Source organism: Rothia sp. (in: high G+C Gram-positive bacteria) (assembly GCF_015265375.1).
GTDB lineage: Bacteria > Actinomycetota > Actinomycetes > Actinomycetales > Micrococcaceae > Rothia.
This window is the reverse complement of sequence record NZ_JABZXW010000008.1, coordinates 21,442-47,096: the sequence shown is the minus strand read 5'-3', so window position 1 is coordinate 47,096 and position 25,655 is coordinate 21,442. Positions and strand designations below refer to the sequence as shown.

The window sequence follows — 25,655 nt, the reverse complement described above, 5'->3', positions numbered from 1 at the left end:
CGTGACGCCGTCGGCGAGTTTGCCGAGTAGGTTATCTACGGCGGAGGCGGCGGCTTCGATTGCCTGCGCTTTGGAGGTGAGGTCGTTGGCGAGTTCTTCACCGGCGGCGGCGATCATGGCGGCGGCGTTTTCGGCTTGTTCGGCTTGGTTGCGGATTTTTTCGCGGTGTTCTTCGAGCTGTCGCCGGTAGGCGCGTCCAGCTTCGGATGCCCAGTGGTCGCCGTTGAGTTCGTTGGCGCGTTGGTGTGCGGTGCGGATTTCTTGGGCTTCGGTGCGCATCCTGTGGGAGAGTTCTGCGCCTTTGGCGCGGGCAAGGGTGGCGGCTGCCATGAGCTGGGTGGCGAGGGCGTGGCCGGCGGCGGTGCCGATGCCCATGTGTCCTGCAGCGCGGAGAATATCGGTCGGTTCGATGCGGGGCAGCTGGGGTACGGGTGGTGGTGTGGTGTCGACGAGGGTGCTCATAGTGTGTCCTTTCACGGCGGGTTTGTTTTAGGCTAAATCTGCCGCGGTGACCGTGCAGGCGGAGTGCGCCAACCTGTGGATAACTTCGGCTTGTTTCGAAAAATTCGCACGTTTTTGCCCCTTATCACCCGAAAAATGCCCCCTCCGTACCCCTCGTTTTGTCATATTTCTGCAATTAACCCAGACGCCCATCACGTCTATATGCTCTGCCCGCCTCTTTTTTTCGGCGAATTCATGCAAAAATAGAGTTATGTCTCACACCAATAACACCTTCTTGCCTTCTGGCCGTATTGATCTGGGCACCGGCGAACTTGCGCTGGGCCCCCTGGACGGACGCTACGCTTCCGTGACCGCACCCCTGACCAACTACCTCTCTGAGGCGGCGCTGAACCGCGACCGCATCCACGTTGAGGTCGAGTGGTTCATTTACCTGTGCGAGCACGAGGTGCTGCCGGGTCTGTCCCCGCTGAGCGAGGAGCAGAAGAAGGGCCTGCGCGCCATCGTGACCGATTTCAACGCTGATTCCGTGGCGGAGCTGGCTGAGATTGAGGCCGTGACCGTTCACGACGTGAAGGCGGTCGAGTACTACATTGGTCGCCGCCTGGAGGGCCTGGGTCTAGGCCACCTGGTGCCGCTGGTTCACTTCGGCTGCACCTCCGAAGACATTAACAACCTCTCCTACGCCCTGGGCATCAAGGATGCCGTGCAGAACGTGTGGATTCCCGCCGCGGAGGAGCTGATTGAGGTTCTGCTGAACCTGGCCGAGGAGGGCCGCGAGGTTCCCATGCTTTCGCGCACTCACGGCCAGCCGGCAACCCCCTCCACCCTGGGCAAGGAGATGGGCGTGCTCGCCTACCGCCTGAAGCGCCAGGTCAAGCACGTGAAGGCGACCGAGTTCCTCGGCAAGATTAACGGTGCGACCGGCACTTACGCTGCTCACTATGCGTCGGTGCCTAGCGCTGATTGGCAGAAGATTTCTCGTGGTTTTGTGGAGCACCTGGGTCTGACCTGGAACCCGCTGACCACTCAGATTGAGTCGCACGACTGGCAGGCCGAGCTGTACTCGGATATCGCGCACTTCAACCGCGTGCTGCACAACCTCTGCACCGATGTGTGGAGCTACATTTCGATTGGTTTCTTCCGCCAGATTCCGGTGGCCGGTGCGACCGGTTCGTCCACCATGCCGCACAAGGTGAACCCGATTCGTTTTGAGAATGCGGAGGCTAACCTGGAGCTCTCCAACGCTCTGCTGGATTCGCTGGGTTCGACCCTGGTGACTTCTCGTTGGCAGCGCGACCTGACTGACTCCTCGGCTCAGCGCAACATTGGCGTGGCGTTCGGCCACTCGGTGCTGGCTATCTCTAACGTGGTGAAGGGTCTGCAGCGTCTGGACATTGCAACCGACGTGATTTCCGCTGACCTGGATTCCAACTGGGAGGTCCTGGCTGAGGCTATCCAGATGGTGATGCGTGCGGAGGCTATCGCGGGTGTTCCCGGTATGGAGAACCCGTATGAGCGCCTGAAGGAGCTGACTCGCGGTCACCGCGTGGATGCTGCTCGTCTGAAGGAGTTTGTGGCTACTCTGGGCCTCTCCCCCGAGGCTGAGGCGCGCCTGTCGGCTCTGACTCCGCACACCTACAACGGTATTGCGGCTCAGCTGCTGGATCACGCGAAGAACGCTTAGTCCGTAGCGCCCGCTAACGGTTTACACGCTAAAGACCCCGGGTCCCTGTGTTCAGGGATCCGGGGTCTTTAGCGTGTTGGGTCTTTTTATGTTCTGGTTTTATGACCAGCGGGTTTAGCGGCCGAGCATGCGGCGGTGGCCGGTCTCGGTGTCGTGGCCCTTGCCGCGGGTGAAGACCTTGCCTGCCGCCTTTCCTGCGTCCTTGACGCCCTTGAGGAGGGCACCAGCCACGCCGGAGGAGCTTTCCGAACCTTCGCCGCCCTGTACGCGGGGTGCGCGCGGGGTAATCATGAGCTCTGCGGGGAAGTAGGCGGGTGCGTCGCCGAAGGCACGGCGGGTGTTGCGCACGACGTCCTTACCGAGGGTCAGGTTTGCGCCGCCGCCAACGACTGCACCCACACCGAAGGGCAGGGCACGGCCGAGCAGTGCGCCGGTCTGGCGGGTCAGGAATCGGCGGATGAACATATTGCGGATGGTGCGTTCGACGCTGAACATCTTGCCGCCGGAGGAGTTGCCGAGCAGCATGCCCCACTTGTTGGAGACGCCGCTTGCCTTGCCGGTCTGCAGGAGCACGGTGTTCATGAGCTGGGAGCCTTCGTCACCGAGCATGATTGCCATGACCATGGAGCGGGCGGTTTCGGCGTCGTGTACGTGCACGCCGTGCAATTCTGCGACTGCCTGGGCGTAGAGGGCGGTGCGTTCGAGGTAGCCGCCGACTGCGAGCGCGGACAGGCTCATGGAGGTGACAGTACCTACGCCGGGCACGAATGCGGATGCGCCGGTGACGCCGCCGATGGCGGTGATGTCGCGCAGGTAGGTGCGGTCGAGGCGCTTGTGGATTTGTTCGGGGGTTTCGTCGGGGTGCGCTTCACGCAGTTTTTTGACGATGGACAGCGCGAGCGGTCGTTGCATGCGCAGTACGTTGTCGAGGGTGGTGGTTAGCGCGGGACGGGGGTTGCCGTCTTCATCGAATAGAGACTTCTTCGGGTCAAGCATGCTCTCAGTAAATCACGGCTGGGTGAATATTTCCTGAATATGGGGGTTGTGGTGGGGTTTGGGGGTGTTTTTTCACTGAGGGCGTGCGGGTGGTATGCGGTTGGTTAGGGTGTTTTGGTCATTATTTGCGCCCATTTTTAAACCGCGTAAAATTGTCCTAGATTACACACTATTCATTGTTTGCATAGTGCGTGACCTGTTTCACGATGATTCCGGGTCGCGCCTGATGACAGATAGCGGCTAATACCTCTTCTGGACTATAAGGATTGCTATGACTTCTTCCACCCATACGCCCAATGCTGCGCGTTCTCCTGTGATGACTCAGGGGCTGGGTGTTGCTTACGCGACCGGCGCGATTATTTCGGCGCAGTTCGGTGCGGCTCTTGCTAAGCAGCTGATGGGCGATTTGGGCCCGTGGGGCGTGGTGACTCTGCGCCTGTTGACCTCCACCATTTTGATGTGGGCGTTTTTCCGTCCGCAGATTCGTTCGTGGACTCGTGCGCAGTGGCTGACTGTTGTTGTCATGGGTATTGCGCTGACGGGTGCGAATGCGTTCTTCTATGTGGCGATTGAGCAGGTTCCGCTGGCGATTGCTGTGGCTATTGAGTTTATGGGTCCGCTGGTGTTGGCGACGGTTATGTCGCGCCGCAAGCTGGACTTGGTGTGGATTGCCCTGTCCTTTACGGGTATGGCGATTCTGACGGCTGAGTCGCAGGCGAAGCCTGAGGATTTCGCCCTGGTGGGCGTGTTCTTTGCGGTGCTGACCGCTATTTCTCGTGCCGCCTACATTTTGGCGACTGAGAAGGTGGGCGCGCTGATCCCGGGTATGGGCGGCATGGTCATGGGTAACGCGGTTTCGACTCTGCTGGTTCTGCCGTTCCCGTTCCTGATTAGTGGAAATAACCTGTTGAAGGTGACCCAGGATGTGAACCTGCTGGCTATTGGTTGCCTGATGGGTCTGTTGGCTTCTGCGCTTCCGGCGTTGGGTGAGGTTTCTTCGCTGCGTCTGCTGCCCGCGCATATTTACAGCGTGGTGCTGTCCCTGGAGCCTGCGATTGCGGCGGCTGTGGGTATTGTGATGCTTGGTGAGGCTACCGGCCTGGTTCGTTGGGTTGCTATTGCCCTGCTGGTGGCTGCGAGTATCGGTATTTCGATTTCTCACGCTCGCGCCCAGAAGAAGGCGCAGGAGGAGGGCACGCTGGAGGATCCCGATCGTTACCTGCCCGGCGCTGTGGATGCGCACGCGGTGGATATTGCGAAGATGGCGACCAGTTCCATTACGCTCCCGTCAGCCGCTCAGATTAAGGCTGACCGTGAGGCGAAGGGCCTCTGATCTACTGAACTGTAGCCGTGTCGACGGCTTCTAGCACCCCCGGGTAACGAGTAGGATAGTATCTCGTGTTGCCCGGGGCGCGCTCTTTAAAACGGCGCTATTGGAGCGTTCGTTCTGCCCCGTAGTGGCACAGCATGTACACACGTGGAGAAGTACCGCCTTGTGAGGCGCAGGAAGGAGAACCGTGCAGCATACCGCACCCCAGCGTCCCGCGCTGGGCATTATGTTTGTGCTGATGTCCTGCTCGTCGCTGCAGTTCGGCGCCGCGTTCGCGGTGACCCTCTTCCCGCTGTTTGGTGCGCTTGCTGTGAGTGTGAGCCGTCTGGCGATTGCGTCCATTGTGGTGGGTAGCGCCGTCTGGTTGGCGGCTCGTTGGCGTGCCCGTCGTGGCGGAATGATGCCGCCGGGTGCGCTGTCCTGGTCGAAGGAGCAGTGGCGTGCCGTCATCATTTTCGGTATGACGTTTGGTCTGATGAACGGCTTCTTCTATTGCGCGATTGACCGCATCCCGATTGGTTTGGCGGTTGCGGTGGAGTTCTTGGGGCCGCTGGCTTTGGCGTCTATGCTGACTCGTAGGCTCCGCGACGCGGTGTGGGTGCTGTGCGCCCTGGCGGGCATGCTGGTGCTCGGTTATGAGGCGGCGGTCGGTAAGGATACCGACTACCTGGGTCTGACGTTCGCGCTGGTTGCTGGCGTGTTCTGGGCACTGTACATTCGCTCGAGCGCGAAAGTGGGTGCATTGGTTCCGGGCGCGAGCGGCCTGGCGGTGGCGATGCTTGTCGGTGCTGCGTTTATTGCTCCGGTGGCGGCGATTGTTCCGGCACCCCAGCCGCTGTGGAATGCGGCGCAGGATCCGATGCTGCTCCTCATGATTTTTGGTACCTCCATGTTCGCTTCGGTGATTCCCTATAGCGCGGAGCTGATGGCTCTGCGCAACCTACCGGAGCGCGTATTTAGCGTGCTGATGAGTATGGAGCCCGCGATTGCGGCAATCGCCGGTTGGGCTCTGCTGAATCAGGAGACCGGTCCGGTTCGTTGGCTGGCAATCTGCCTGCTGATGACCGCGAGTGTGGGTATTACGCTGACCACCACGCAGGGCGGTTCCCCCAAGCCAAAGGACGAGGGCGAGGACCCCGTCCCCGTGCCGCTACCCGAGTAAAACGAAAATTCCGCCAGCGCGCGGCATATAGAAAACCCATATACAAAACCGTTGAGGCGGGTACCCCCTAGGTACCCGCCTCAACGGTTTTATATTTCAGTTTTAGCTCTCGGCCAGCTCGTCCAGCAGGTCGCGCAGCTCTTCGGTGGTGAGCACCTCCGCCGGATGCGGGCCCATCGCGTACAGCCGGTCCTGGGTGTCCTCGTCCAGCTCGCGGGAGGTACCAACCAGCACGAGGTTGCCTTCGTTCTGCCCGCTGAGCATGGAGCTTTCGCACAGGCACCACACGTGGTCGAAGACTTCCAGCATGGCGGTTGCTTGCAGCTGGAAGAAGGGCAGACCCGCGTCGTCACCCACGTTGATAGCAACCATGCCGCGCTCGCTCAGGGCGTTCTTGAGTTCGCGGTAGAAGTCGCAGTTCGCCAGGTGGGCGGGCGCATCCATGCCGGTGAAGATATCGAGGATAATCGCATCGAAGCCGGGCACGCCCAGCAGTTCGGGCAGGTTCGCCAGCTGTTCTCGGGCGTCACCCACCACCAGCTGGCAGTCGGTGCCGGCGGGCAACGGCAGGCGGTCCGTCACGAAACCCATGAGCTCGGGCTCAATGTCCACGGCAACCTGGCGTGATCCGGGGCGGGTCGCCTGAATGTAGCGCACGAGCGTGAGTGCACCGGCACCCAGGTGTGCGGCGGTGATGGGCTCGCCGGCAGGGGCGAGCGCATCCACCGTGTTTGCGATGCGGCGCAGGTACTCGTAGAACACGTAGGAGGGGTCCGCAATATCCACGTGGGACTGTTCGGCACCGCCGATTTCGAGGACGTAGCCATGGTCGCTGAACCCGTCCGGGTGAATTTCGGCGCGCTGACCGCCGGAGAGTTGAATGTGCGCCACTACTTCACGCCAGCTTCACGCTTGAAGGTGCTGACCAAATCATCCACCGAGGAGGAGGAATCCAGGCCCTCAACGACCTTGTCGTTCACGACGAAGGTGGGGGTGCCCTTCACGCCAATCTTCACGGCGTGATCGTAGTCGCGCTGGATGGGCTTGACGGTATCGGAAGCGAGCAGAACCTTGTCGAACTCTTCGGTGTTCAGGCCCAGTTCCTTGGCGTAGTCGTTGAAGAGGGTGCGCAGCTTGTCGCGTTCGCTGATGCCCTTCCAGTCGTTCTGGGTGGCGAAGAGCTTGTTCGCCATTTCGAGGTGCTTGCCCTGCGCCTCGGCTGCTTCCACGGCGAGGGCGGCGGGTACGGCGTTGACGTGCATGTTCAGCGGCATGTGGCGCACGGTCACGTTCAGCACGCCGTCGAGCTTCTTGGCTGCTTCTTCGAACTTGGGTTCTGCCTTGGCGCAGTAGGGGCACTGGTAGTCGGTGTACAGAGTTGCGGTGCCTGCGCCGGGTACTTCGCGGTTGAGGCGGTAGCCGACGTAGCCGTCATCGGCGGTTGCAGAAGCGGTAGCCGAGCCCGAGGGGGCAGCGGATGCCGAAGCGCTCGCGGTGGCGCTCGACGAGGTAGCGGATGCGCTTGCGGAGCCGCTCGCAGATGCCGATGCGCTCGAAGAAGACTGGGAGGAGCTGGAACCGCATGCGCTCAGTCCCAGGGCGGCGGCGGGTACTACGCCCAGTAGCAGGGTGCGGCGGTTGAGGGGTGAAGTCATGGTGGTTCCTCTCTCTATGGGTGGCGGGCTGACCTGTGGTTGATGCATCTGTGGTTGATGGGCGCAGTGAGGCGCTGTCAGCCGCCGTGGGTATAGGGTTTATTGTATGCCTGCCGCCTGGGCTTTCTCTATCTTCGGGCGGGTTTGTGGGGTGAATGCAGTACACACTATGGGTGTGTGCGGCCCCTGTGCGCGCCGGCGGTCACGGTGCTGAAAGTAATTAGCCTCTCCCCCGCCTTTTTGGTACTATTGCGGGGTATGCACTGTTCGTCAGTTGCTTTCGGGCGGCTATGGATGACAGCATATGTGCCTCTATAGCTCAGGGGTAGAGCATTTCCCTCGTAAAGAAAAGGTCGTGGGTTCGAATCCCACTGGGGGCTCCACATCCGCCGTAACGCGTGCCGGTTTCCGGTGTGTTGCGGCGGTTTTTAGCATCTGCGAGATGTCATTGTCTTAAGAGATGTCACCGTCGATTTTTAGGAGATTCTCGTGTCTTCTCACTCCTCAAATACTCAGCGTTTGCAGAACCGCTCGCAGGGCGGTCGTGCCGCTGCGGGTTCTTCGCGTCCGATGAGCCCCACGATGCGTTTTGCGCTGGTGTACGTGCTGGCGCTGGTGGTTTCCCTGGCGGTGTGGTTCTTCTACCGTTCCGTGTATGAGGATGACACCTCGTTCCTGGTGCCGATTGTGATTTCTTTGGTGACTTCGTATGTGTGTGCTCATGCGTTAACGGGCGGCAAGTCGCCCCGTAACTAGCAGCTAAGCTACGGCGCGCCGCCATTTTGAGGGCATACGAAAGCCGCGCATCCGATTCCCCATTCGGGGTTCGGATGCGCGGCTTTTTACGCGTGTACTTTAGGCGAGCACCTTACTTAGATGCGCGCTGGAAGTCGCTGTCGGTCTTGCCCCACAGGCCGTAGACCTTGGCGAGTTCCTTGACCTTCTTTGCACGCAGGTAACGCGGCAGGTAGGAGCCGTCGCGGGGGCCGTCGAGGGGCACGTCGAGCATCTGGTGTGCTTCTTCGATTTCAACCTCGCTCGGGGAGAATGCCGCGTTGATGGTCTCGGTCTGGCGGATGTCTAGGGTGATTTTACCGGTCATGCCGTGGTCGTTTGCGAAGCCGCATGCCTTGGAGAGGTCAGCGCCGTATGCGCCGAGGGTCGGGCCGTCGATGGGGCCGGGCAGACCACCCAGGGTGGAGGCGATGACCAGCTGCGAACGCACGTAGGCGAGCGCCATGGGGGTTGCGGAGGAGCCGGTGTCGCGGCGGTAGTCGCCTGCGCCGAATGCGAGGCGGAAGGTACCGATCGCGCGGGCAATTTCGACGGAGTGGTGCACGCCGAGTGCAGACTCGATCAGCGCGATGATGGGGGTACCGGCGGGCAGCTCGGCTGCGGTGCGGTCGATGTCGGTGGCGTGCTCTGCGGTGGCGAGCATGACGCCTCGCAGGCCCTTCACGTTCTTGAGAGCCTTGACGTCCTTCCACCAGTGTTCGGTGGTGATGGCGTTGATTCGCACCCATGCGACCACGCCGGAGTTGAGCATGCGGACGACCTGTTCGCGGGCTGCATCCTTCTCTTCGGGCGGGCAACCGTCTTCAAGGTCGATGATGATGGAGTCAGCCTCGGATTCGAAGGCCTCTTCAAAAACTTCTTCAGTGGAGTTGGCGCGCACGAGGAGCCAGGAACGAGAGAGGCTGGGGCGCAGCTGGCGTGCGCGCTCGTTGCGGTGGAATTCAAACATGGTGTGTGACTTCTTCCGTGAATTATTGTGCATTGGGTTGTGCCGTAGAGGGGCAGGAAAAAGCCTGCGGTTCTTCCGCGCGTACCATCGCATTGTGTCGTCACCTCCATTGTGACGGAACCGCATAAGAAGTGTCCTACACCCCTTCTTTAAGCGTATCGCCTGTTGAGGTGCACATCAAACTAACCCGCCTGTTGACCGGTATTTAGGCTCCGGTGTTATGCCTCAACCAGCTGGGTGCGGCTTACGGGAATTCCGTCGTCGAAGGTCAGCTCACCGGCGGCTTCTTTCTGGGCGCGCTGAATCAGACGCTCAGCGTCTTCAATGTGCTGGATGACGGTTTCCACGCGGCGGTGTACGCTCACCTGGCGATCGCATGCACTCGCGCAGTTGCCAAAGCAGCGTGCCATGGCGAGCGCTTCGGCGCAGAGTGCCACGGCGTTACCCGCTTTGGAGAGGGCACGGTTCAGGTCGGAGTAGGTGCCGAGCGGGGAGGCGGGAATATCGCCGTCGCTGGGGGCGAGGCGGTGCGCTTCCATAGCGACTGCGCGCACGCGCGGAATCAAGTCGGCAAGCGCGTTTGCGTCCGGCACGATGAGCTCAATCATGGAGGTGGACGAATCGGTTGCCGCTAGGCGTTCGAGGACCTGGTGGAAGCGGTCAATGCCGCGAATGAACCGGTCGTGGGATCGGCGCCAGATGCCTTTGCCGAGTTCGGCGTCGTCGCGGCGCGATTGCAGGTAGCTTTTAAGTCCCATATGTCCTCCTCTGCGTGGTGTGTGTGCCGTGTCTGTTGGTCAGTGGAGGTTGCCGGTGTTGGGCTCTGCGGTGGCCCACAAACCTCCTTATACTTAGGTTACCCTAAATCTCTTTTGGTGACGAGATGTCAGCAGTCAGCTGATTATTTCGAACCCGGATTTTCATCACGACCCTCACGCGACGCTCCCCGCGCCACCATCCTAAAGCGGCACCGCGGGGAGCACAGCGATTTCTAGACCATGCGCAGCACAATCTTGCCGCGATGCTGACCCGAGTCGAAGTACTCGTGGGCGGCAGCCGCCTCCTCCATATCGAAGACGCGATCCAGCCCCACACCGATCCTGCCGGATTCAATCAGCGGCAGCACGTGCTCGCGCACACCGCTTAGGATCTCAGCCTTCTGTCGGTCGGAGCGGGTGCGTAGGCTCGTGGCGTGCACCGACAGGCGGCGAGAGAGCATGTACCCCAGGTTCACTTCTGCCTTGGCACCGCCCATCAGACCGATAATGCACAGGTGGCCGCCGTCGGCGAGGGTGTGCAGGTTGTCATCCAGGTATTTTCCGCCCACTACGTCGAGGATGTAGTCGGCGCCGCGTCCGCCGGTTTCAGCAAGCAGAACTTCACGGAACGAATGTTCGGTATAGATAATGGGTTCCGCACCTAGTGAACGCACATATTCTGCTTTTTCCTCGGTTCCCACGGTCGCAAAAACGCGGGTACCCGCGGCGAGCGCCAGCTGGATGGTGTGCACGCCAATACCGCCGGTACCGCCGTGTACGAGGACCACCGCGGGTTCGCCGTCTTCCTTGAGGTTTTCGGCGGGGTTCATGCTCATGCCGCAGGTGAGCACCAGGTTCGAGTAGACGGTTGCCGCGACTTCGGGGATGCCGGCGGCTTCGGCGAAGCTCAGCTGTTCGGGTACGGGTAGCACGTGGTCGACCGGTACGGTCACGTAGTCGGCGTAGCCGCCTCCGGCGAGCAGCGCCATAACGGAAGTACCACGGTTCTCCACAGAGACACCCTCACCGACCGCCTCGATAACGCCGGCTACTTCGAGGCCGTAGATGGCACTCGCACCGGCGGGCGGCGGGTAGAATCCGCGACGCTGCAGAGCGTCGGCGCGGTTGATTCCGGCGGCGTGAACGCGGATGAGAACTTCGTGGGAGCGGGGCACGGGGGCGGGTACTTTGGTGATGGTCAGAGCTTCAGGTCCACCGTGACTGTTCTCAATAATTGCTCTCATGAGTCCTCCTCATTGCCGGAAGCACCATCGTTGGTGCGCGATTTACAGAAAGCTTATCGCATGAGATAATCTCGTAGTGCCCTGCGGCACGGTATTGCCATAAAATGCCGGTCTCTGGTGCGTATGGATGGTTGTCCGAGCGGCCGAAGGAGCTGGTCTTGAAAACCAGTAGGCGGTAACCCCGTCTCAAGGGTTCAAATCCCTTACCATCCGCGTTTTAGCTTCTGCTCCACGTGTGGAGCGCGAAGAGCCCCGTTCCTCGTATTGAGGAGCGGGGCTCTTTGCATACGCCGTTTTGAGTTACCGGGGGCGCCGTCAGTTGATTTGTGACAAGGCATTCGCAATATACATGAAGAGGGCGGCGATACCGATGAAAATGCATAGCCCCAGCCCGTTGAGAATACGACCTTCGAGGGCGCGCGTACCATGCCTCTGCGCTACCCGCCCCTGCCAGATGCCCAGGATGTTCAGCACCGGCGCGGCGAGAGCTACCTGCAGACCGCTTTCTCCAAGACCCTGGACAAGCAACCAAAACCCTAGAACGAAAGACAGCGGGCTGAGGAAGGCAAACAGTAGGGAGAAGTTCGCTGCTCTTTTACCCGCCGTTTGATCTGAGAACTCACCCGGAGACTCATTGGCGGGTAGTAGCTGTTCGTCAGAAGTATCCGGGCTAGGCTGCTCGTTGTTATCTTCCTGGTATAGCTTGGCGTATTCGGGGTTGTAATCGAAGGCTTCGTTGTTTTGGGGTAGCTGCGACATCGCATCCACGACCTTTCACATTCCACACGCAAGGGGTGTTAACTTCACCCTAGACCTTCCCCACCCGGGGAACAAGCATGTCGGGCTCAATCCAGGAAACACACGGCATACATACAGAAAAGCCCCGCACCTCACAATGAGGAGCGGAGCTTTCACCTTTTCGAGGCAGACAAAGATTTTAGAAAAGCGTCAACATCTGTACAGTCTCCACGAGCCTAGAATTTGCGGCAGAATCAGAAAGAGCCAGCATAATCGCCAGCAGAAGGCCACCGCCGAAAAGCACCAGGAACATGCCACCAATGGCTACGCTAATCCAGTTCAAGATACGACCAGCTGAAGCAGCCGCACCATAACGCTCTGCCTCGTTCGCCTTGAAGATACCGATAACACCCAGAATCAGGGAGGGCAGACCAAACAGCCACCAGCTGAGAGTCAGAATACAAGCCAAGCTAATAATACCCAGCACCGTGGAAGTCTGAGCAGCCTTCTCACCGGCAAGCTGCTCGGGGGTTTTCTGCACAATACCGATAGGAACCATCATGGGCTGACCGTACTGACCCGGCTGCTGGTACTGCTGACCGTACGGGTCGTACTGGTTCTGACCATACGAGTCTTGACCGTACGAATTCTGACCGTATTGGTCATAGGAATACTGATCGTAGGAGCCCTGCCCGTACTGGCCGTAAGAACCCTGGCCGTACTGACCGTACTGAGTGTTCTGCCCGTACTGGCCGTTCTGGTTGTACTGCTCATTCAGACGGTTGTAGTCCGGGTTGTAGTCGTAGGGGTCTGAACCCCGAGGATTCTGAGACATGCCATCTCACTTTCGTACGGCTGGTGTGTTAAACAGTATTCACCCTAACCTATCACCGAAACGGGTACAACTACATCTGTTGCGCAAACCCGCACAATACGTTTCAAGAAGGCAGTGGAGCGCCCCCTGGCAGGTATGCGAAAGCCCCGTTCCTCACAATAAGGAACGGGGCTTTCCCTATACCCTTTGGAAGGGTGAAAGCTCTTAGAAGAGTGCCAGGGCGCTGACCAGCTCAGCGAAGTGGCTGGAAGACGAGCTGCTTGCGGCACCCGCAATCACCAGCATCAGCAGACCGCCGCCAAGGAAAAGCAGGTACAGGCCACCAATAACTGCGTTAATCCAGCTCATGATGCGACCTGCCGAAGCAGCCGCACCGTAGCGCTCCGCCTCATTCGCCTTGAAGATACCGATAACACCCAGGATCAGGGAGGGCAGACCGAACAACCACCAGCTGACGAAGAAGTTGCAGACCAGGCCGATAATGCCCAGCACCATGGAGGTCTGAGCAGCCTTCTCACCCGCAAGCTGCTCGGGGGTCTTCTGAACGATACCGACGGGCACCATCATGGGCTGACCGTACTGGCCGGGCTGCTGGTACTGCTGCTGGCCATACTGACCGGGCTGGTTCTGGCCGTTCTGCTCGTTCAGGTTGCTGTACTCCGGGTTGTAGTCGTAGGAGTTAGAGTCCTGCGGGTTCTGAGACATGCGGTCCCTCTTTCATGTGAATGGTGTGCATTAAACATTACTCACCCTAACTCATCACTGAGGCCCATACAACTGAACTCGTCATTTGGATACATACGATGCACTCCGTTGTAGAGGAAGATCGTTAAACGGGCGCGAAAAAGCCCGCGTACGCACGGGCGCTCGCGGGCTTTCTCAAATCATGAGGCTACTGCAGGTAGCTTCAATCTTAGTACTTTACAAAAATCTTCAGAGCGACCAGCAAAATAATACTGACGACACCCAGAACAGTACCGGCAATAGCCATACCGCGGTTCTTCAGCTCGGGGTTATTCATAGCCAGGCGGCCGGTCACAATAGCTACAGCCCCAAGGATGAAACCGAGGACAAAGAAGCTCACAATACCGCTCACCAGAGAGACAATCGACAGGGTCTTTGCCTTCTTTGCCTGTGCCTGCTGCTCGGGAGTCAGAACCGGCTGACCGTACGGAGCCTGCTGACCATACTGGGGTGCCTGCTGGCTAAACTGGGGGTCCTGGTTGAACTGGGGCTGGGGGTTGTTGGGGTTTTCAGACATGATTTCTCATTTCGTTGAGTAAATAAGACAACTCTGGCAACGTTGCATGAAAAAATCACACGCCAGAGACGCCCTCTATTTATCGGTGGGACAGTAGCAGTCTATCGAAAATGCATATGAGCCTCAAAGCCTACAATCCATAGTCCACCCTATAGAGCAATACACACTCAGAGATATCTCCAAAGCATGGGCCGAATTGACCAAGCGCAAAACAGCCTATATTCTTATAGGGATGCGCTCACGAGCGCACCGTGGAGACGTGCCAGAGCGGCCGAATGGACTTCACTGCTAATGAAGGGTCGGGGTTAAACTCGACCGGGGGTTCAAATCCCCCCGTCTCCGCCACTAAAAGCCCCGTACCAGCTGGTACGGGGCTTTTACTTTACCCTTTCAGGTACGAAACCTAGAAGCTCTTGAAATCCACGAGGCGCGCATCCGCACCATCAAGCAGAGCCCACTCCCCCGGCACCTCAAACACCGCAATGGAAGAGGGCGGGAAACCATAGTACACATCCATGGACGCGTTCGGGTCAGAATCCGGGCTCATCAGGCGCTGCGCGGCATCCTGCACGCCGGGCAGATGCGACACCACCATCAGAGAATGAACATTCTCAGAAACACTGTTGATACGCGCAATGATGCGGGACACAGACACCTCATACAGGCCCTCATCCAGATGAGCAGTAGGCGCCTTCGCCCCCAAACCATCCGAAACCCAGGTCGTCGTCTGACGAGTACGCAACGCCGACGAAGACATAATCTGCTCCGGAATATAACCGCGCGACGCCAACCAGGCGCCAGCAGCGGCAGCCTGCTCATGACCGCGTTTCGTCAGCGGACGATCAAAATCGTTCAGACCCCAATCAGCCTCCGCATGGCGCATAATAATCAGACGCTTAACCCCGCGGCGGTGCGAGCCAGATGCAGTATTGGAAGAATTTTCAGCCATACCTCCATTCTATCTAGAGGGCGCCAGCACGTGCTGCGCACCGCCACGTGAACGAGCCCCGCAGACACAAGTAAGCAGGCATAAGTAAGCGGTCACAAGTAAACCCCGGCGCACCGGCATCATGCCAGCGCACCGGGGTGCACTCTACAGAAGCTAAATTCTGCACACGCTAAATCGAGTATTCCGGAGCAGCCCAGACAACAACCTCGGGGTGCTCAAAGAAGCGGTAGCCCTGACCGCGCACCGTACGCACGGTACCCGAGAGGCGCCCCAGCTTCGAACGCAGACGACGAATATGCACGTCAATCGTACGCTCGTGCGGATGCTCATCACCCGAGCTCCACAGCGCCTTCAGCAGCTCTTCACGACCCACGGTGCGGGAAGAATTCTCCACCAGGTGCGCCAGCAGCTCGAACTCCTTGAAGGTCAGCATGAGCGGCTCACCGTCCAGGAACACCTCGCGGCGCGCCAGGTCAATCAGAACGCCCGAAGAGTGGCTGTTCGTGGTCTCTGCTTCGCGGGCGACATTCGCCTCCGGATGCATGTACATTGCGGTCGGATCACCGAGCGCATTACGCACCACCTCAAGGTCGCTACCCTCAGCGTTCACGGGAGCCAACGCAACAGCGGCATACGACTCCGACTCGGGTGCCAGATGGTGTGCATAGGTGCGCAAATCCTGAACGATACGCACCAGGGAGGTGCCGTTCGCAGCGGCAAGCTCCTCATTCAAACCCACGTAAAGCACGAAGCCGCGTGCCTCATTTTCCTGAGCCTGCTTATGGGCAGGGTCACCGGCTGAGAATGTCATCGGACGCAACGTTGCGGCCTGAGCAGCGGGACGCTGAGGCTGCACGACCTGACGCTTAGCGGCGCGGCCGCGCTGGGAGATGTGGACATATCCAGGTACAGCGCCTGACATGGTTCAACCTTCTCTCAAAGTCTGTGTACGGGATCCCAGTCGTACATGGTGTGGGGTGCGCCGGAAGTGACGCCGAGTCAAACAGTCCCCAATACCTGTTCGAGTCTCAATCCTCATACTTAATATTTCTCCTATTTGACGGATAAATCAAGCGGATTCGGCATAGTGGATTCTCCTTTATCGCCGGGAGGAGTACAATACCCCGCCCTATTTTGGGAGGTTTCAAGCAGAACGTGAGGCTTTCAGCTTTTTTCTCACATAAATATTCATGGCTTTTGTTATGTATGGGTCATACCCTGCATTTTCATGTGAGGCTGTGAATACGCTTGAAGTTTTGAAGCACCCCAGACGCCCAATTGTGTTACTTGTCACACTATAGGTGAGGTGTTGCAAAAGCCCACACCAACACCCAGCAGCACCATCGCCGCCCAAGCCCCGGACACATTAGACATGCACCGCCACATCGCGGCACGCAACCCACCGAATACTCACAAGACGTAGCAAAGCGCCTCCGCACATACATATGCAGAGGCGCCCGCTCACCATAAGCAAATAAGCTTACTCAGCCAGACCGTACAGGCGGTCACCGGCGTCACCCAGACCCGGAATAATGTACGCCTTCTCGTTCAGACGCTCATCACGAGCAGCCAAGAACAGGTCAACATTCTCCATGCCCTCAATGCCCTTCTCCAGAGCAGCAATGCCCTCGGGAGCAGCAATCAGGCACACACAAGTCACAGACTCAGCACCACGCTTACGCAGGAACTTAATAGCCTCAATCAGAGTGCCACCGGTAGCCAGCATCGGATCCAGCAGGTACACCTGACGACCAGTCAGATCCTCCGGCAGACGCTCAGCATAAGTCACGATATCCAGGGTCTCCTCATTACGAGCCATACCCAGGAAGCCAACCTCAGCGGTCGGAACCATACGGGTCATGCCCTCCAGCATGCCCAGACCAGCACGCAGAATCGGAACAACCAGCGGCTTCGGATCAGCAATACGAACACCGGTAGTAGTCGCCACCGGAGTCACAACCTCAACCTCTTCCACGCGGATCTCGCGAGTCGCCTCATAGGCAAGCAGAGTCACCAGTTCATCAACCAGCTGACGGAAAATCGGGGACGGAGTGTTCTTATCACGCAGAACACTAATCTTGTGAGAGACCAGCGGGTGGTCAAGAATCTTAATACGCATAATACGATTTTACCCAGCCCCGAAACCGCAAGCACCGGCAAAGCCCAGGAAGTGGCACACACCCTATAAAACACAGCAAATAACGCCGCGCAAACACCCGCCAGCACCACCCCAGAACAATCCGGGCATGCAAAAACCCGCCGAGACGAATCTCGACGGGTTTTCGTTGGTGCGGTGGTGGAGGGATTTGAACCCCCGTTGGCTTTTACACCAAACATCATTTCGAGTGATGCACCTTCGGCCGCTCGGACACACCACCAACAGTGGAAAACTATAGCACACCCCCCAACAGGAGGGCAAGAACAAGCCTACATATCGTGCGCGTACGGCAGCCGGGTGTCGCCTCTTTCACGGCCCCTTTAACCGTGCCCTTTTCGACACCCGACACCGAAGTCCCGGCTACGTCTGCAGACCCAACAGGTCCGCCTAATGACGGATATACCCATCTACAACCAGCATGACAGCACGCGTTGCATCCTCAGCATTGCGCTCCGCCTGATGCACTTCACGATCCATGGCAAGCATATAAATCGCGCCGAACATAGAGATCGCAATCGCACGAGGATTCTGAGCGGTATCAACCGTATAGCGGCGAGCCACAGCCTCCGTCATCTCCTCCAAATAATTCAGAAGATCCAGACGGTTATCGCTCATCGCCTCGGTCCAACCATCCGCGCCCTTCCACGCCTCCGCAAGCCACATCCGAGTAAAACCCGGACGGTCCTCAAGATACTGGAACGCGGCACGAATAGCACTCCGCAACGCCTCACGCGGATCAGAATGAACCGACGCCGCGCGACGCGCATCGCTCAGCAGCAACTGCGTGCCGTACTGGACCAGCTGATCCACCATGGTCTTCTTAGAACCGAAATTGTAATAAACAGTTCCCTTAGAAACCCCCGCCCGGGCAGCCACCTCTTCAACAGTGGCGTACTCAAGCCCCTTCTGGGTCATGATATCCATGGCAGCGTTGAACAACTTCAACTGAGTTTTACCAGTACGGCCGGGACGACGACTTGCAGCTTCAGCGACTGGGCGCTGCAACATCAGAAGTCCTCCCTCCCTTTTTGCAGATATATCTCTATTTTATTAGACAGTTTTCCCCGGTGCGACTAAACAGGGTTTGTTACACCGTAATCTCCGGCGCAAGCTTCTTCAGCGACCACGTACGATCACGACGCGTGCCGATGTAACCCAACACCAGACCAGCCAAACCCCACAGGGTCAAAACCAGCATGATGCCCCACAGGCTCGACTCATTAATGCCATAAGCCAAACGGCGCGTACCCGCCACCGCATAACCCATCGGGAAGAAGTCATGCATCCAACGAATCGACTCAGGCAGAGTCTCATACGGCATCGTGCCGCCCGCAGTAATCAGCTGCAGAATCAGAATGACCAAAGCAACCAGCTTGCCCGGCGCACCCAAAATCACCGTCAAACCATGAATGAAACCGGTAAAGACCAGAGCCACATAGCAGAGGAACAGCCACACCAGCCACGGATGAGCCATCTCAAAGCCCAAACCGAACTTAATCGCAGCGAACATCAAAGTCGCCTGAGCAATACCCACCAGGCCGAACGGCATCCAGCTACCGAGCATCACACGAATCGACGGCGCATGCGAAGCCAACGCACGGTTATTCATCACGCGCAGCGTCTGAACCAGCATCAGGCCACCAATCCACAGCGCCAAGCACATGAAGAACGGGCCCATGCCCTCACCATAGTTACGAGCCGACGCCAGCGACTCATGCGACAAAGTCACAGGGTTCGACATCGTATCCGCAACCTTCGCCTGTTCAGTCGGCGCAAGGCTCGGAACCTGCTTAGCACCAGAAGCCAGACCGCTCTCCAGCGACGAAGTACCATCCTTCAACTCGGAAGCACCATCATTCAGCTGAGTCGAACCATCAGACAGCTTCGCCGTACCGTCAGAAAGCTGCGACGCACCATCCTTCAGCTCATTCGCGCCATCAGCCAACTTCTGCTGACCCTCAACCGCAGACTGCTCCTTCTCCGCCAAAGTACCACTACCATCCTTCAGCTCGGCAGTGCCGTTCTTCAAAGAATCAGTACCCTCCTTCAGCTCAGAAGCACCACCGGACAGAGTCGCAGAACCACTCGCAAGGCTCGAAGCACCCGAAGCGATCTTGGAATTGCCATCAGCCAACGTTGCCGAACCCGACGCCAACGAGGATGCGCCAGCATCCACACGAGCGGCACCATCAGCCACCGACGAAGCACCCTTGGCAAGCGAAGACGCACCGGAATCGAGCGAATCCACGCCAGCCACCAAAGTCTGAATCTTCGCCGCAGTCGACGACGTACCATCAGACACACAGTGGCTCGACTTCAACGCGCTCAACTTCGACAGGGCATCAGCAGCGGCAGCATCACGAGTAGCCAGATGCGACTGCAGAGCCTTCTGATTCAGCTCAGCAACCTCATTCTTCGTCTCCTCAGAATCAACAGCAGCCACCAGCTGATCAGCCTGCTCCTGAGTCAACGTACCCGCCTCAACCAGCGGAGTCACCCGAGCACGAACCTTCTGCGCACTCGCAGACACCACAGTATTCGACAAGTCACGACCAAAATCGCCACTACCGGCAGAAGTATCCGTCTCATGCAGGCGCATGCACATCGCGTTCAGCTCAGCCGGCAACTCACGAATACCAGCCTGATCCATGCCTTCACGCAACTGATGAATACCCGACGCCAAATCATTAGCGCCCTTCGCAACCGCCGCTGAACCGTCCTTCAAGCTCGCAGTACCCTCAGCCAGAGTCGCCGAACCGTCCTTCAGCTTCGACGCACCATCAGAAGCAGACGCCGCAGCCGAAGCCAAGGTCGACGAACCATCCTTCAAACTCGAGGCACCATCAGCAAGCTTCGACGCACCAGAATCCAGCTTCGCCGCACCAGAATCCAAAGTCGACACACCATCAGCAAGCTTCGCGGCACCCTCAGCCAACTGCTTCTGACCGTCCAACAGCTGGGACTGACCATCAGCCAGGGAGGAAGTACCATCCTTCAGCTTCACGGCACCATCATTCACCGTGGCGGTACCATCCTTCAGCTGAGTGATAGCGTCAGCCAGCTTCACCGTACCGTTATTCACCTTCGAGGCACCATCAGCAGCCTCACCCATCTTCGAATGAATAGTCGTGAAGCTAGCCAACAGCGAATTCGCCGTAGAATTACCGACCTTCTCCGCCACCGAATCACGGACCGCAGTGCCCGCCTTCGTGACAATATTCGTCAGCACATAGTTGTTCGCGTCATTCGTAATGACCTCAATACCCGCCGAACGCGCATCAATAGTGCCCGTCTTACCGTCAGCATCAGGCTTGAACGAACCGGCACTCTGCAAATTACGGGAGAAATCCTTCGGAATCACCATCGCAAAGTCATAGGTGCCGTTCTCCACGCCCTCAACAGCCTCAGAACGGGTCTGCACCTGACGCCAATCAAACGTGCCAGCATCCAGAAGATTCTTCTTCACGTCAGCACCGGTATTCACCTGCTGACCCTCAGAATCCGTCGCGCCCTCATCCTCAACCACGAGAGCACCCACAATGCCGTTCACGTTGCCGTAAGCATCCCAGTTACCGTACAGGTACAGGGCACCGTACAGTAGCGGAATGCAGGACATCGCGATCAGCACCAGAACCGGCAAAACACCGCTGGTCAGGCGCTTAAGCTCAACAAGAGCTACACGCAGAACAGTCATTCTTACTCCTTCTCAGCGGTCTTCTGGGCAACAGTTTTCTCGTTGCTGGTCTTCTGGTTATCAGTCTTATGGTCAGTGGTCTGACCGAGCGCGCCGGATGCCGCGGGGGTGAGGGGAATAGAAGAGGTCAAGGGGATTTCTTCCACCTCACGCACCTCAATCACGTCAATCACAGGCTCGGTCTGGATTAGTTCTTCTGCGGCAGTCAGCTCTTCTGCAGGCTCCTCAGCCGGCTCAAACTCGCCATCCTGATCCATGTGGACACTACCCACCACAGCACGAGCACCCTGCCAGGACTCCGAAATATGAGGCACAATCGCCACCACAGTACGGGGACGTTCCTCGTCAGTGGCAAGCTCCTCCAGGTACGGAAGCCACATTCTCGTATGGTTCAAGTGACGGGAAGGCGTATCAAAAACCAGCAGGTCCGAAGGGCTCGCCTGCGCCAAAGCCGTCATCAGCTCAATGTTCATCTCGCCGTCAAGCTCATCCATCCACAGGCCGTCGAAATCCTCAAGACCGCGTTCCTTCAGCCAGCGGCTCGCACGGGGACGACCAAAAATCGGCAGGTTGTAGGAGAGCATCTCAGAAACGTAGTCGTGCACACGCATGTGCTGCTCGGGGGCGGTCACGTCAGGAGAGTCGATAATGTCACTGATACGACGCAGCTTCTTCATCGAAATCGGCTGGGGCTCCGCATCACCATCGCTCCAAAAAATCTCTCCACCCGACAGAGGCAAACGGCCCGTCAGGGCAAGACCCAGGGAGGTACGCTCCATCTGGCTATCAGCCTGAATAATGATGACCTCACCGTGACCCACAGAAAAAGAGGTACGACCAAAAAGGGCGTGGTGACGCCCCTTAGCCCAAATATTGTTAACGCGAAGCACGAATAATTCCCCTTAAATACAGGACGGTTCAGGTGAGTTTTGGAGAGCACTCCGCAGGTTGCGTGGGGTATCTATTTTCAGTCACGGGCAGACGGAGGCTCCAGTGCCTATATATCGTAGACCCGGATATGTGTGATGTAGTGGGCTTTTTACCCGAAACTGGGTACCAATTTTAAAATTTTTGAAGTATTTTTCAAAGAAACGGGGGTTTTCGTACAAATAACGCGAAAAGCCACGCGCTCTCACGTAGCTTTTCGTGTTATACAAAACAGTTCCTGAAGCGCCACCACGGGTGACGATTAGGGGCGGCGTTCTTTAAAGAAGTCCACCATCAACTGCGCGCACTCATCAGCACGCACCCCCGCATACACCTCGGGGGCCGGGGCAACCCGCCCGTCGCGCAGCACATCGTAACGACTGCCTGCGGCGCCGGTCTTCTCCTCCCAGGCACCAAAAACCACCGTCGAAACGCGTGACGCCAAAATCGTGCCGGCACACATTAGGCACGGCTCCACGGTCACGACCAGGGTGCAACCGTCCAGGCGCCACCGCCCGCGATGCGCCGCCGCCTGACGAATCGCGTTCACCTCCGCATGGGCGCTAGGGTCATGCTCATGCTCGCGGGTATTGCCCGCCGAACCGATAATGACGCCCCGCTCATCCACCACCACGGCACCGATAGGAATCTCTCCACGCTCACCCGCGGCAGCACCCTCAGTCAGGGCGCGCGCCATCCACTCGCTGTGTTCAGGGCGGGTGGGAATATCGCTGAGCACAGCGGAGGAACCGTCAGTGACCGTTAATTTTGAATATTCCGAATATGACATAAATCCTCGTCAGGGGAATAAATGAAGCATTATCGAGTGAGACTAGTGAGTAGCAGCCAAGGAGAAAGGATACACCGCAGAAGCGCCCGCCAGTCGTAGCTCACGCGCCACCGCAGTAAACGCCCACCGTGAATCCACCACATCAGAAACCAGTAGAACCGGGCACTGATGCTCACGCACGTAGTCCAGAACCTCAGCCGGCACCCGGTACGAGCGCAACACGTCCGCGCAACGGAACGCGCTATTACCGCCGAAGAAACGCGGCTCATCCACCAGAGAAACCTGGCCCAAATCCACCAGGCGACCCACCGACGCAAGCCCCCGTCCCAAAGACTGAGCCAAGCGTGGACGCACCGGCGACGGCAGAGTCAGCACAGCCACCGGACGACCCGCCTCAGCCCACTCCCAAGCGGCAAGCACCTTCACGCAGGCGCGACCCAGCTCGGCAGGAACCTCAGAATCAACCGGCTCACCCAGCTCATTCATCGCCAGAAGCTCACGCAGGCGAGTACCGTACCCCATGTCGCTCAGACGCGCCAACGCGTAACCCGGCTCAGTCTGCTCCTCCGGGCGGATACGACCGCGCGGCGCATCCGCGCCCATCAGCTGATCCAACCCGCTCGGCCACATGCGACGCGGTTGCAACGGCACACCGACCGTGTTGAAGCTGCTCTGTGCCGCCTGCAACGCCTCAGCGGGGATCTCCACCGGGTACCAGGGGCCCGCGCACACATCGCAACGACCGCAAGCGGTAGCGGAAGCATCATCAAGCTGCTGAGCCAGGAAAAGCATACGGCACTGACTAGTATGTTCATACTCGAGCATGGCGTTCTGCTCCGCCACACGCGCCTGCGCCACCGCCGCATAGCGAGCGTTATCGTACCGCCACGGCGAAGAGGTTCGGCGCCAATAGTTGCCTTCCTTCACGACGGCACCCTCAACGTCCAGCACCTTTAGCAGAAGCTCCAGGGTGGAGCGGCGCAGCTGAACGCGCGCCTCCAAAGCGGTAATGCTCAACCCCTCCGGGGCCTGAGCCAGCGCATCAAGCACCGCCAGCGCCTGCTCCTCATTAGGCATGGAGGCGGTCGCAAAATACTCCCAAATGGCGCGGTCTTCACGACCGGGCAGGAGCAAAACATCAGCGTTGACGGCACCTCGACCGGCACGACCAATCTGCTGGTAGTAGCTCACCGCAGACGACGGCGCGCCCAGGTGCACCACAAAACCCAAATCCGGCTTATCAAAACCCATACCGAGGGCACTCGTCGCCACAAGAGCCTTGACACGGTTTTCCTTGAGCGCCTGCTCCGCAACCAGGCGCTCATCCGGGTCGGTTTTACCCGTGTAGGCGAGCACCTCGTAGCCGCTGGCGCGCAGAGCGTTTGCGGTATCTTCTGCCGCAGAAACCGTCAGCGCATAGATAATGCCGGATCCGGGCAGGTCGTTCAGGTGGGTGAGTAGCCAGCCGATGCGTTGCGCCTCATTGGGCAGGGTGAGCACGCCCAGGCGCAGGGACTCGCGGGATAGCGGGCCGCGGATTACGTGCACGGGGGCGGTGTCAGTGCTGAGCTGTTCGGCGATATCGCGGCTCACACGGTCGTTCGCGGTTGCGGTAGTCGCCAGCACCGGCACACCCTCCGGCAGAGACTTAATGAGCGAACCAATGCGTCGGTAATCGGGGCGGAAGTCATGACCCCAGTCAGAAATACAGTGCGCCTCATCAATGACGAGCAGACCCAGGCGCGGCAGCAGGTACGGTAGCCACTGCTCACGGAACGCAGGATTATTGAGACGCTCGGGACCGACCAGCAGCACGTCAAGCTCGTCAGCTTCGAGGCGGGTGCGGATCTCATCCCATTCGGTCACGTTCGCGGAGTTCACCATGGCAGCGCGCACCCCCGCGCGGGATGCCGCCTCAACCTGGTCACGCATCAGGGAGAGTAGCGGGGAGACAATAAGCGCCGGGCCCATACCGCGGGCACGCAACAGCAGGGAGGAGATGAAGTAGACCGCGGACTTACCCCAGCCGGTACGCTGCACCACCACAGTGCGGGCTCGGTCGGCGACGAGGGCACGAATCGCCTCGTACTGGCCATCGTGGAACTCAGCATCAGAAACTCCGGTGAGGCGACGCAACACTTCGCGGGCTTCAGCGTACAGAGGGTCAGCGTGCAGGAAATCGGTGCGCAGGGAGTCCGCGGGGCTGGATGCTGACTGCTGGGGGTTCATGGTTCTCTCCAACGGTGGGTGGTTGGGGTCATCGCTACGCCGCGACGCGCCGTGCTCTCTTCCCATCATGTCACACCCCGTATCCTCCGGCTCTGCGGATGGTCATTTCTTGGGGAGGCGTGCGAGCGCCGCGTCACCTCGCGTAGTTTCGCTGTGCGAGTGGGGAGATTTACGCCTCGCTCACCCGTGCATCCGGCGTAAATGCCGGTAGAATTGTGCCAGTAATACACAGCCTCCGCATAGTTTTGCACAATGTTCACCATAGGTACGCTTTCTATGCTGGTGTTACTCCGCTGCCAATCCGTGCGTGCGGTCCACTCACAGTTCAGGATTTTTCATGACTTTTCTTGCCACCGCTTTGGTGCATCTTCCGGTTGCGCTCTTGGGCCTCGACCTTGAGCAGTTCCTGCTCGATACCGGCCCCTGGGTTCTGGTTGTTTCGGCAATTATCGTATTTATTGAGTCCGGTGTTCTTTTCCCGGTTCTCCCGGGTGACTCTCTGATTTTTGCTCTGGGTATGCTTCATGAGCAGATGGGCCTGTCCCTGTGGGTTGCTTTCCCGGTCCTGGTGCTGGTTGCTATTGCTGGCGCTGAGGTTGGCTACCAGATTGGTGCCCGTTACGGCCGTAAGATCTTCAAGGATGACGCGAAGATTCTGAGCACTAAGAACTTGCACACTACCGAGGAGTTCTTCCAGAGGCGCGGTAGCTTGGCTCTGGTTCTGGGTCGTTTCGTGCCGATTGTTCGTACGTTTGTGTCTCTTGCGGCGGGTATTTCTTCGTACGACCGTAAGAAGTTCCACCTGTGGAATGTTGTTGGTGCGGTTGCGTGGATTGGTTCGATTGGTCTGGCGGGTGTGCTACTGGGCGGTATCCCGTTCGTGCACAACAACATTGAGTACATTGCTGTGATTATTGTGGCGGTTTCTGTGGTGCCGGTTATTATCGAGTACCTGCGTGGCCGTTCGAAGGCGAAGCAGGAATCTGCTGAGTAATACGTGAGTCCTTCTCGGCTGCTGAGCCGGGGATGAGAAAAGGGT

Annotated in this window: 24 protein-coding genes and 4 tRNA genes; 8 read left to right on the top strand and 20 right to left on the bottom strand. The window is 58.6% G+C overall.

The genetic code is table 11. From position 1 onward, the window contains the following. A partial coding sequence (locus HXO69_RS02415) for an ABC transporter substrate-binding protein (RefSeq protein ID WP_296545096.1) occupies nt 1–462 on the bottom strand: 462 nt, incomplete at its 3' end. Between the two features lie 250 nt (nt 463–712). Here HXO69_RS02415 and purB point away from each other — a divergent pair. After that, on the top strand, nt 713–2,146 hold the full coding sequence (gene purB, locus HXO69_RS02410; protein WP_296545095.1) for an adenylosuccinate lyase: 1,434 nt from the start codon (nt 713–715) through the stop codon (nt 2,144–2,146). Between the two features lie 114 nt (nt 2,147–2,260). On the opposite strand, the gene HXO69_RS02405 is transcribed toward purB, so the two are convergent. Then, nucleotides 2,261–3,142 (bottom strand): di- and tripeptidase, encoded by an 882-nt coding sequence (locus HXO69_RS02405; protein ID WP_296545094.1) that lies wholly within the window; start codon nt 3,140–3,142, stop codon nt 2,261–2,263. 271 nt (nt 3,143–3,413) lie between these two features. Between HXO69_RS02405 and HXO69_RS02400 the strand changes: the two genes are divergently transcribed. Further along, nucleotides 3,414–4,475, top strand: coding sequence for a DMT family transporter (locus HXO69_RS02400; protein WP_296545093.1), 1,062 nt, complete (start codon nt 3,414–3,416; stop codon nt 4,473–4,475). A gap of 184 nt (nt 4,476–4,659) precedes the next feature. Then, complete coding sequence (locus HXO69_RS02395; protein WP_296545091.1) at nt 4,660–5,634, top strand: DMT family transporter; 975 nt, start codon at nt 4,660–4,662, stop codon at nt 5,632–5,634. Nucleotides 5,635–5,736: 102 nt separating this feature from the next. Here the strand turns inward: HXO69_RS02395 and HXO69_RS02390 are convergent, their stop codons facing one another. Further along, the gene (locus tag HXO69_RS02390) at nt 5,737–6,525 is read right to left on the bottom strand and encodes a spermidine synthase (protein WP_296545090.1); all 789 of its coding nucleotides are present in this window, start codon (nt 6,523–6,525) and stop codon (nt 5,737–5,739) included. Beyond that, entirely contained in the window at nt 6,525–7,289 is a 765-nt protein-coding gene (locus HXO69_RS02385) for a thioredoxin domain-containing protein (protein WP_296545088.1), read from the bottom strand. The genes HXO69_RS02390 and HXO69_RS02385 overlap by 1 nt, the downstream gene beginning before the upstream one ends. A gap of 308 nt (nt 7,290–7,597) precedes the next feature. Here HXO69_RS02385 and HXO69_RS02380 point away from each other — a divergent pair. Beyond that, a tRNA-Thr gene (locus HXO69_RS02380) sits at nt 7,598–7,672 on the top strand. A 106-nt stretch (nt 7,673–7,778) separates the two neighbouring features. Continuing rightward, the gene (locus HXO69_RS02375) at nt 7,779–8,045 is read left to right on the top strand and encodes a hypothetical protein (RefSeq protein ID WP_294627228.1); all 267 of its coding nucleotides are present in this window, start codon (nt 7,779–7,781) and stop codon (nt 8,043–8,045) included. Between the two features lie 112 nt (nt 8,046–8,157). Here the strand turns inward: HXO69_RS02375 and HXO69_RS02370 are convergent, their stop codons facing one another. The 3 genes from HXO69_RS02370 to HXO69_RS02360 all read right to left on the bottom strand — a co-directional run bounded on the left by HXO69_RS02370 (nt 8,158) and on the right by HXO69_RS02360 (nt 11,035). Next, nucleotides 8,158–9,033, bottom strand: a complete 876-nt coding sequence (locus tag HXO69_RS02370; protein WP_296545087.1) for a CoA ester lyase — start codon at nt 9,031–9,033, stop codon at nt 8,158–8,160. Between the two features lie 218 nt (nt 9,034–9,251). Next, a complete protein-coding gene (locus HXO69_RS02365; RefSeq protein ID WP_296545086.1) occupies nt 9,252–9,791 on the bottom strand; it encodes a dehydrogenase in 540 nt (179 codons plus the stop codon). Nucleotides 9,792–10,024: 233 nt separating this feature from the next. Further along, nucleotides 10,025–11,035 carry an NAD(P)H-quinone oxidoreductase gene (locus HXO69_RS02360; RefSeq protein ID WP_296545084.1) on the bottom strand — a complete coding sequence of 337 codons (1,011 nt, stop codon included), beginning with the start codon at nt 11,033–11,035 and terminating at the stop codon, nt 10,025–10,027. 125 nt (nt 11,036–11,160) lie between these two features. Between HXO69_RS02360 and HXO69_RS02355 the strand changes: the two genes are divergently transcribed. Beyond that, a tRNA-Ser gene (locus HXO69_RS02355) sits at nt 11,161–11,248 on the top strand. Between the two features lie 102 nt (nt 11,249–11,350). Here HXO69_RS02355 and HXO69_RS02350 read toward each other — a convergent pair. The 4 genes from HXO69_RS02350 to HXO69_RS02335 form a co-directional block, all read right to left on the bottom strand. Then, a complete protein-coding gene (locus tag HXO69_RS02350; RefSeq protein ID WP_296545083.1) occupies nt 11,351–11,794 on the bottom strand; it encodes a hypothetical protein in 444 nt (147 codons plus the stop codon). A gap of 178 nt (nt 11,795–11,972) precedes the next feature. Further along, nucleotides 11,973–12,608, bottom strand: coding sequence for a DUF4190 domain-containing protein (locus HXO69_RS02345; RefSeq protein WP_296545082.1), 636 nt, complete (start codon nt 12,606–12,608; stop codon nt 11,973–11,975). A gap of 204 nt (nt 12,609–12,812) precedes the next feature. After that, entirely contained in the window at nt 12,813–13,313 is a 501-nt protein-coding gene (locus HXO69_RS02340) for a DUF4190 domain-containing protein (protein WP_296545081.1), read from the bottom strand. Nucleotides 13,314–13,521: 208 nt separating this feature from the next. Next, nucleotides 13,522–13,869 (bottom strand): DUF4190 domain-containing protein, encoded by a 348-nt coding sequence (locus tag HXO69_RS02335; RefSeq protein ID WP_296545080.1) that lies wholly within the window; start codon nt 13,867–13,869, stop codon nt 13,522–13,524. Between the two features lie 253 nt (nt 13,870–14,122). On the opposite strand from HXO69_RS02335, the gene HXO69_RS02330 reads away from it, so the two are divergent. After that, nucleotides 14,123–14,214, top strand: a tRNA-Ser gene (locus tag HXO69_RS02330). Nucleotides 14,215–14,272: 58 nt separating this feature from the next. On the opposite strand, the gene HXO69_RS02325 is transcribed toward HXO69_RS02330, so the two are convergent. From HXO69_RS02325 to HXO69_RS02285, 9 genes are all read right to left on the bottom strand, one after another. After that, nucleotides 14,273–14,818, bottom strand: a complete 546-nt coding sequence (locus HXO69_RS02325; RefSeq protein WP_296545078.1) for a histidine phosphatase family protein — start codon at nt 14,816–14,818, stop codon at nt 14,273–14,275. Nucleotides 14,819–14,987: 169 nt separating this feature from the next. Then, nucleotides 14,988–15,740: a winged helix-turn-helix domain-containing protein gene (locus HXO69_RS02320; RefSeq protein ID WP_070832201.1), complete on the bottom strand. Its 753-nt coding sequence runs from the start codon at nt 15,738–15,740 to the stop codon at nt 14,988–14,990. 558 nt (nt 15,741–16,298) lie between these two features. Further along, nucleotides 16,299–16,937: a uracil phosphoribosyltransferase gene (gene upp / locus HXO69_RS02315; RefSeq protein ID WP_060824252.1), complete on the bottom strand. Its 639-nt coding sequence runs from the start codon at nt 16,935–16,937 to the stop codon at nt 16,299–16,301. Between the two features lie 172 nt (nt 16,938–17,109). Continuing rightward, nucleotides 17,110–17,196 (bottom strand) — tRNA-Ser (locus tag HXO69_RS02310). Between the two features lie 167 nt (nt 17,197–17,363). Further along, complete coding sequence (locus tag HXO69_RS02305) at nt 17,364–17,984, bottom strand: TetR/AcrR family transcriptional regulator (RefSeq protein WP_070665911.1); 621 nt, start codon at nt 17,982–17,984, stop codon at nt 17,364–17,366. A 79-nt stretch (nt 17,985–18,063) separates the two neighbouring features. After that, nucleotides 18,064–20,670: a YhgE/Pip domain-containing protein gene (locus tag HXO69_RS02300; protein WP_296545074.1), complete on the bottom strand. Its 2,607-nt coding sequence runs from the start codon at nt 20,668–20,670 to the stop codon at nt 18,064–18,066. Nucleotides 20,671–20,672: 2 nt separating this feature from the next. Next, a complete protein-coding gene (locus HXO69_RS02295) occupies nt 20,673–21,560 on the bottom strand; it encodes a multidrug ABC transporter ATPase (protein ID WP_296545072.1) in 888 nt (295 codons plus the stop codon). A gap of 299 nt (nt 21,561–21,859) precedes the next feature. Further along, the gene (locus HXO69_RS02290) at nt 21,860–22,387 is read right to left on the bottom strand and encodes a nucleoside deaminase (protein ID WP_294642252.1); all 528 of its coding nucleotides are present in this window, start codon (nt 22,385–22,387) and stop codon (nt 21,860–21,862) included. A gap of 42 nt (nt 22,388–22,429) precedes the next feature. Beyond that, nucleotides 22,430–24,616 carry a RecQ family ATP-dependent DNA helicase gene (locus tag HXO69_RS02285; protein ID WP_296545071.1) on the bottom strand — a complete coding sequence of 729 codons (2,187 nt, stop codon included), beginning with the start codon at nt 24,614–24,616 and terminating at the stop codon, nt 22,430–22,432. 337 nt (nt 24,617–24,953) lie between these two features. On the opposite strand from HXO69_RS02285, the gene HXO69_RS02280 reads away from it, so the two are divergent. Continuing rightward, nucleotides 24,954–25,610: a DedA family protein gene (locus HXO69_RS02280; protein WP_296545069.1), complete on the top strand. Its 657-nt coding sequence runs from the start codon at nt 24,954–24,956 to the stop codon at nt 25,608–25,610. Nucleotides 25,611–25,655: the final 45 nt, after the last annotated feature.

What these genes read in the sequence shown, in the direction of transcription:
- purB (WP_296545095.1), top strand. Translation starts at nt 713, where the DNA reads ATGTCTCACACCAATAACACCTTCTTGCCTTCTGGCCGTATTGATCTG.
- HXO69_RS02405 (WP_296545094.1), bottom strand. Translation starts at nt 3,142, where the DNA reads ATGCTTGACCCGAAGAAGTCTCTATTCGATGAAGACGGCAACCCCCGT.
- HXO69_RS02400 (WP_296545093.1), top strand. Translation starts at nt 3,414, where the DNA reads ATGACTTCTTCCACCCATACGCCCAATGCTGCGCGTTCTCCTGTGATG.
- HXO69_RS02385 (WP_296545088.1), bottom strand. Translation starts at nt 7,289, where the DNA reads ATGACTTCACCCCTCAACCGCCGCACCCTGCTACTGGGCGTAGTACCC.
- HXO69_RS02370 (WP_296545087.1), bottom strand. Translation starts at nt 9,033, where the DNA reads ATGTTTGAATTCCACCGCAACGAGCGCGCACGCCAGCTGCGCCCCAGC.
- HXO69_RS02365 (WP_296545086.1), bottom strand. Translation starts at nt 9,791, where the DNA reads ATGGGACTTAAAAGCTACCTGCAATCGCGCCGCGACGACGCCGAACTC.
- HXO69_RS02360 (WP_296545084.1), bottom strand. Translation starts at nt 11,035, where the DNA reads ATGAGAGCAATTATTGAGAACAGTCACGGTGGACCTGAAGCTCTGACC.
- HXO69_RS02350 (WP_296545083.1), bottom strand. Translation starts at nt 11,794, where the DNA reads ATGTCGCAGCTACCCCAAAACAACGAAGCCTTCGATTACAACCCCGAA.
- HXO69_RS02345 (WP_296545082.1), bottom strand. Translation starts at nt 12,608, where the DNA reads ATGTCTCAGAATCCTCGGGGTTCAGACCCCTACGACTACAACCCGGAC.
- HXO69_RS02340 (WP_296545081.1), bottom strand. Translation starts at nt 13,313, where the DNA reads ATGTCTCAGAACCCGCAGGACTCTAACTCCTACGACTACAACCCGGAG.
- HXO69_RS02335 (WP_296545080.1), bottom strand. Translation starts at nt 13,869, where the DNA reads ATGTCTGAAAACCCCAACAACCCCCAGCCCCAGTTCAACCAGGACCCC.
- HXO69_RS02325 (WP_296545078.1), bottom strand. Translation starts at nt 14,818, where the DNA reads ATGGCTGAAAATTCTTCCAATACTGCATCTGGCTCGCACCGCCGCGGG.
- HXO69_RS02320 (WP_070832201.1), bottom strand. Translation starts at nt 15,740, where the DNA reads ATGTCAGGCGCTGTACCTGGATATGTCCACATCTCCCAGCGCGGCCGC.
- upp (WP_060824252.1), bottom strand. Translation starts at nt 16,937, where the DNA reads ATGCGTATTAAGATTCTTGACCACCCGCTGGTCTCTCACAAGATTAGT.
- HXO69_RS02305 (WP_070665911.1), bottom strand. Translation starts at nt 17,984, where the DNA reads ATGTTGCAGCGCCCAGTCGCTGAAGCTGCAAGTCGTCGTCCCGGCCGT.
- HXO69_RS02300 (WP_296545074.1), bottom strand. Translation starts at nt 20,670, where the DNA reads ATGACTGTTCTGCGTGTAGCTCTTGTTGAGCTTAAGCGCCTGACCAGC.
- HXO69_RS02290 (WP_294642252.1), bottom strand. Translation starts at nt 22,387, where the DNA reads ATGTCATATTCGGAATATTCAAAATTAACGGTCACTGACGGTTCCTCC.
- HXO69_RS02285 (WP_296545071.1), bottom strand. Translation starts at nt 24,616, where the DNA reads ATGAACCCCCAGCAGTCAGCATCCAGCCCCGCGGACTCCCTGCGCACC.
- HXO69_RS02280 (WP_296545069.1), top strand. Translation starts at nt 24,954, where the DNA reads ATGACTTTTCTTGCCACCGCTTTGGTGCATCTTCCGGTTGCGCTCTTG.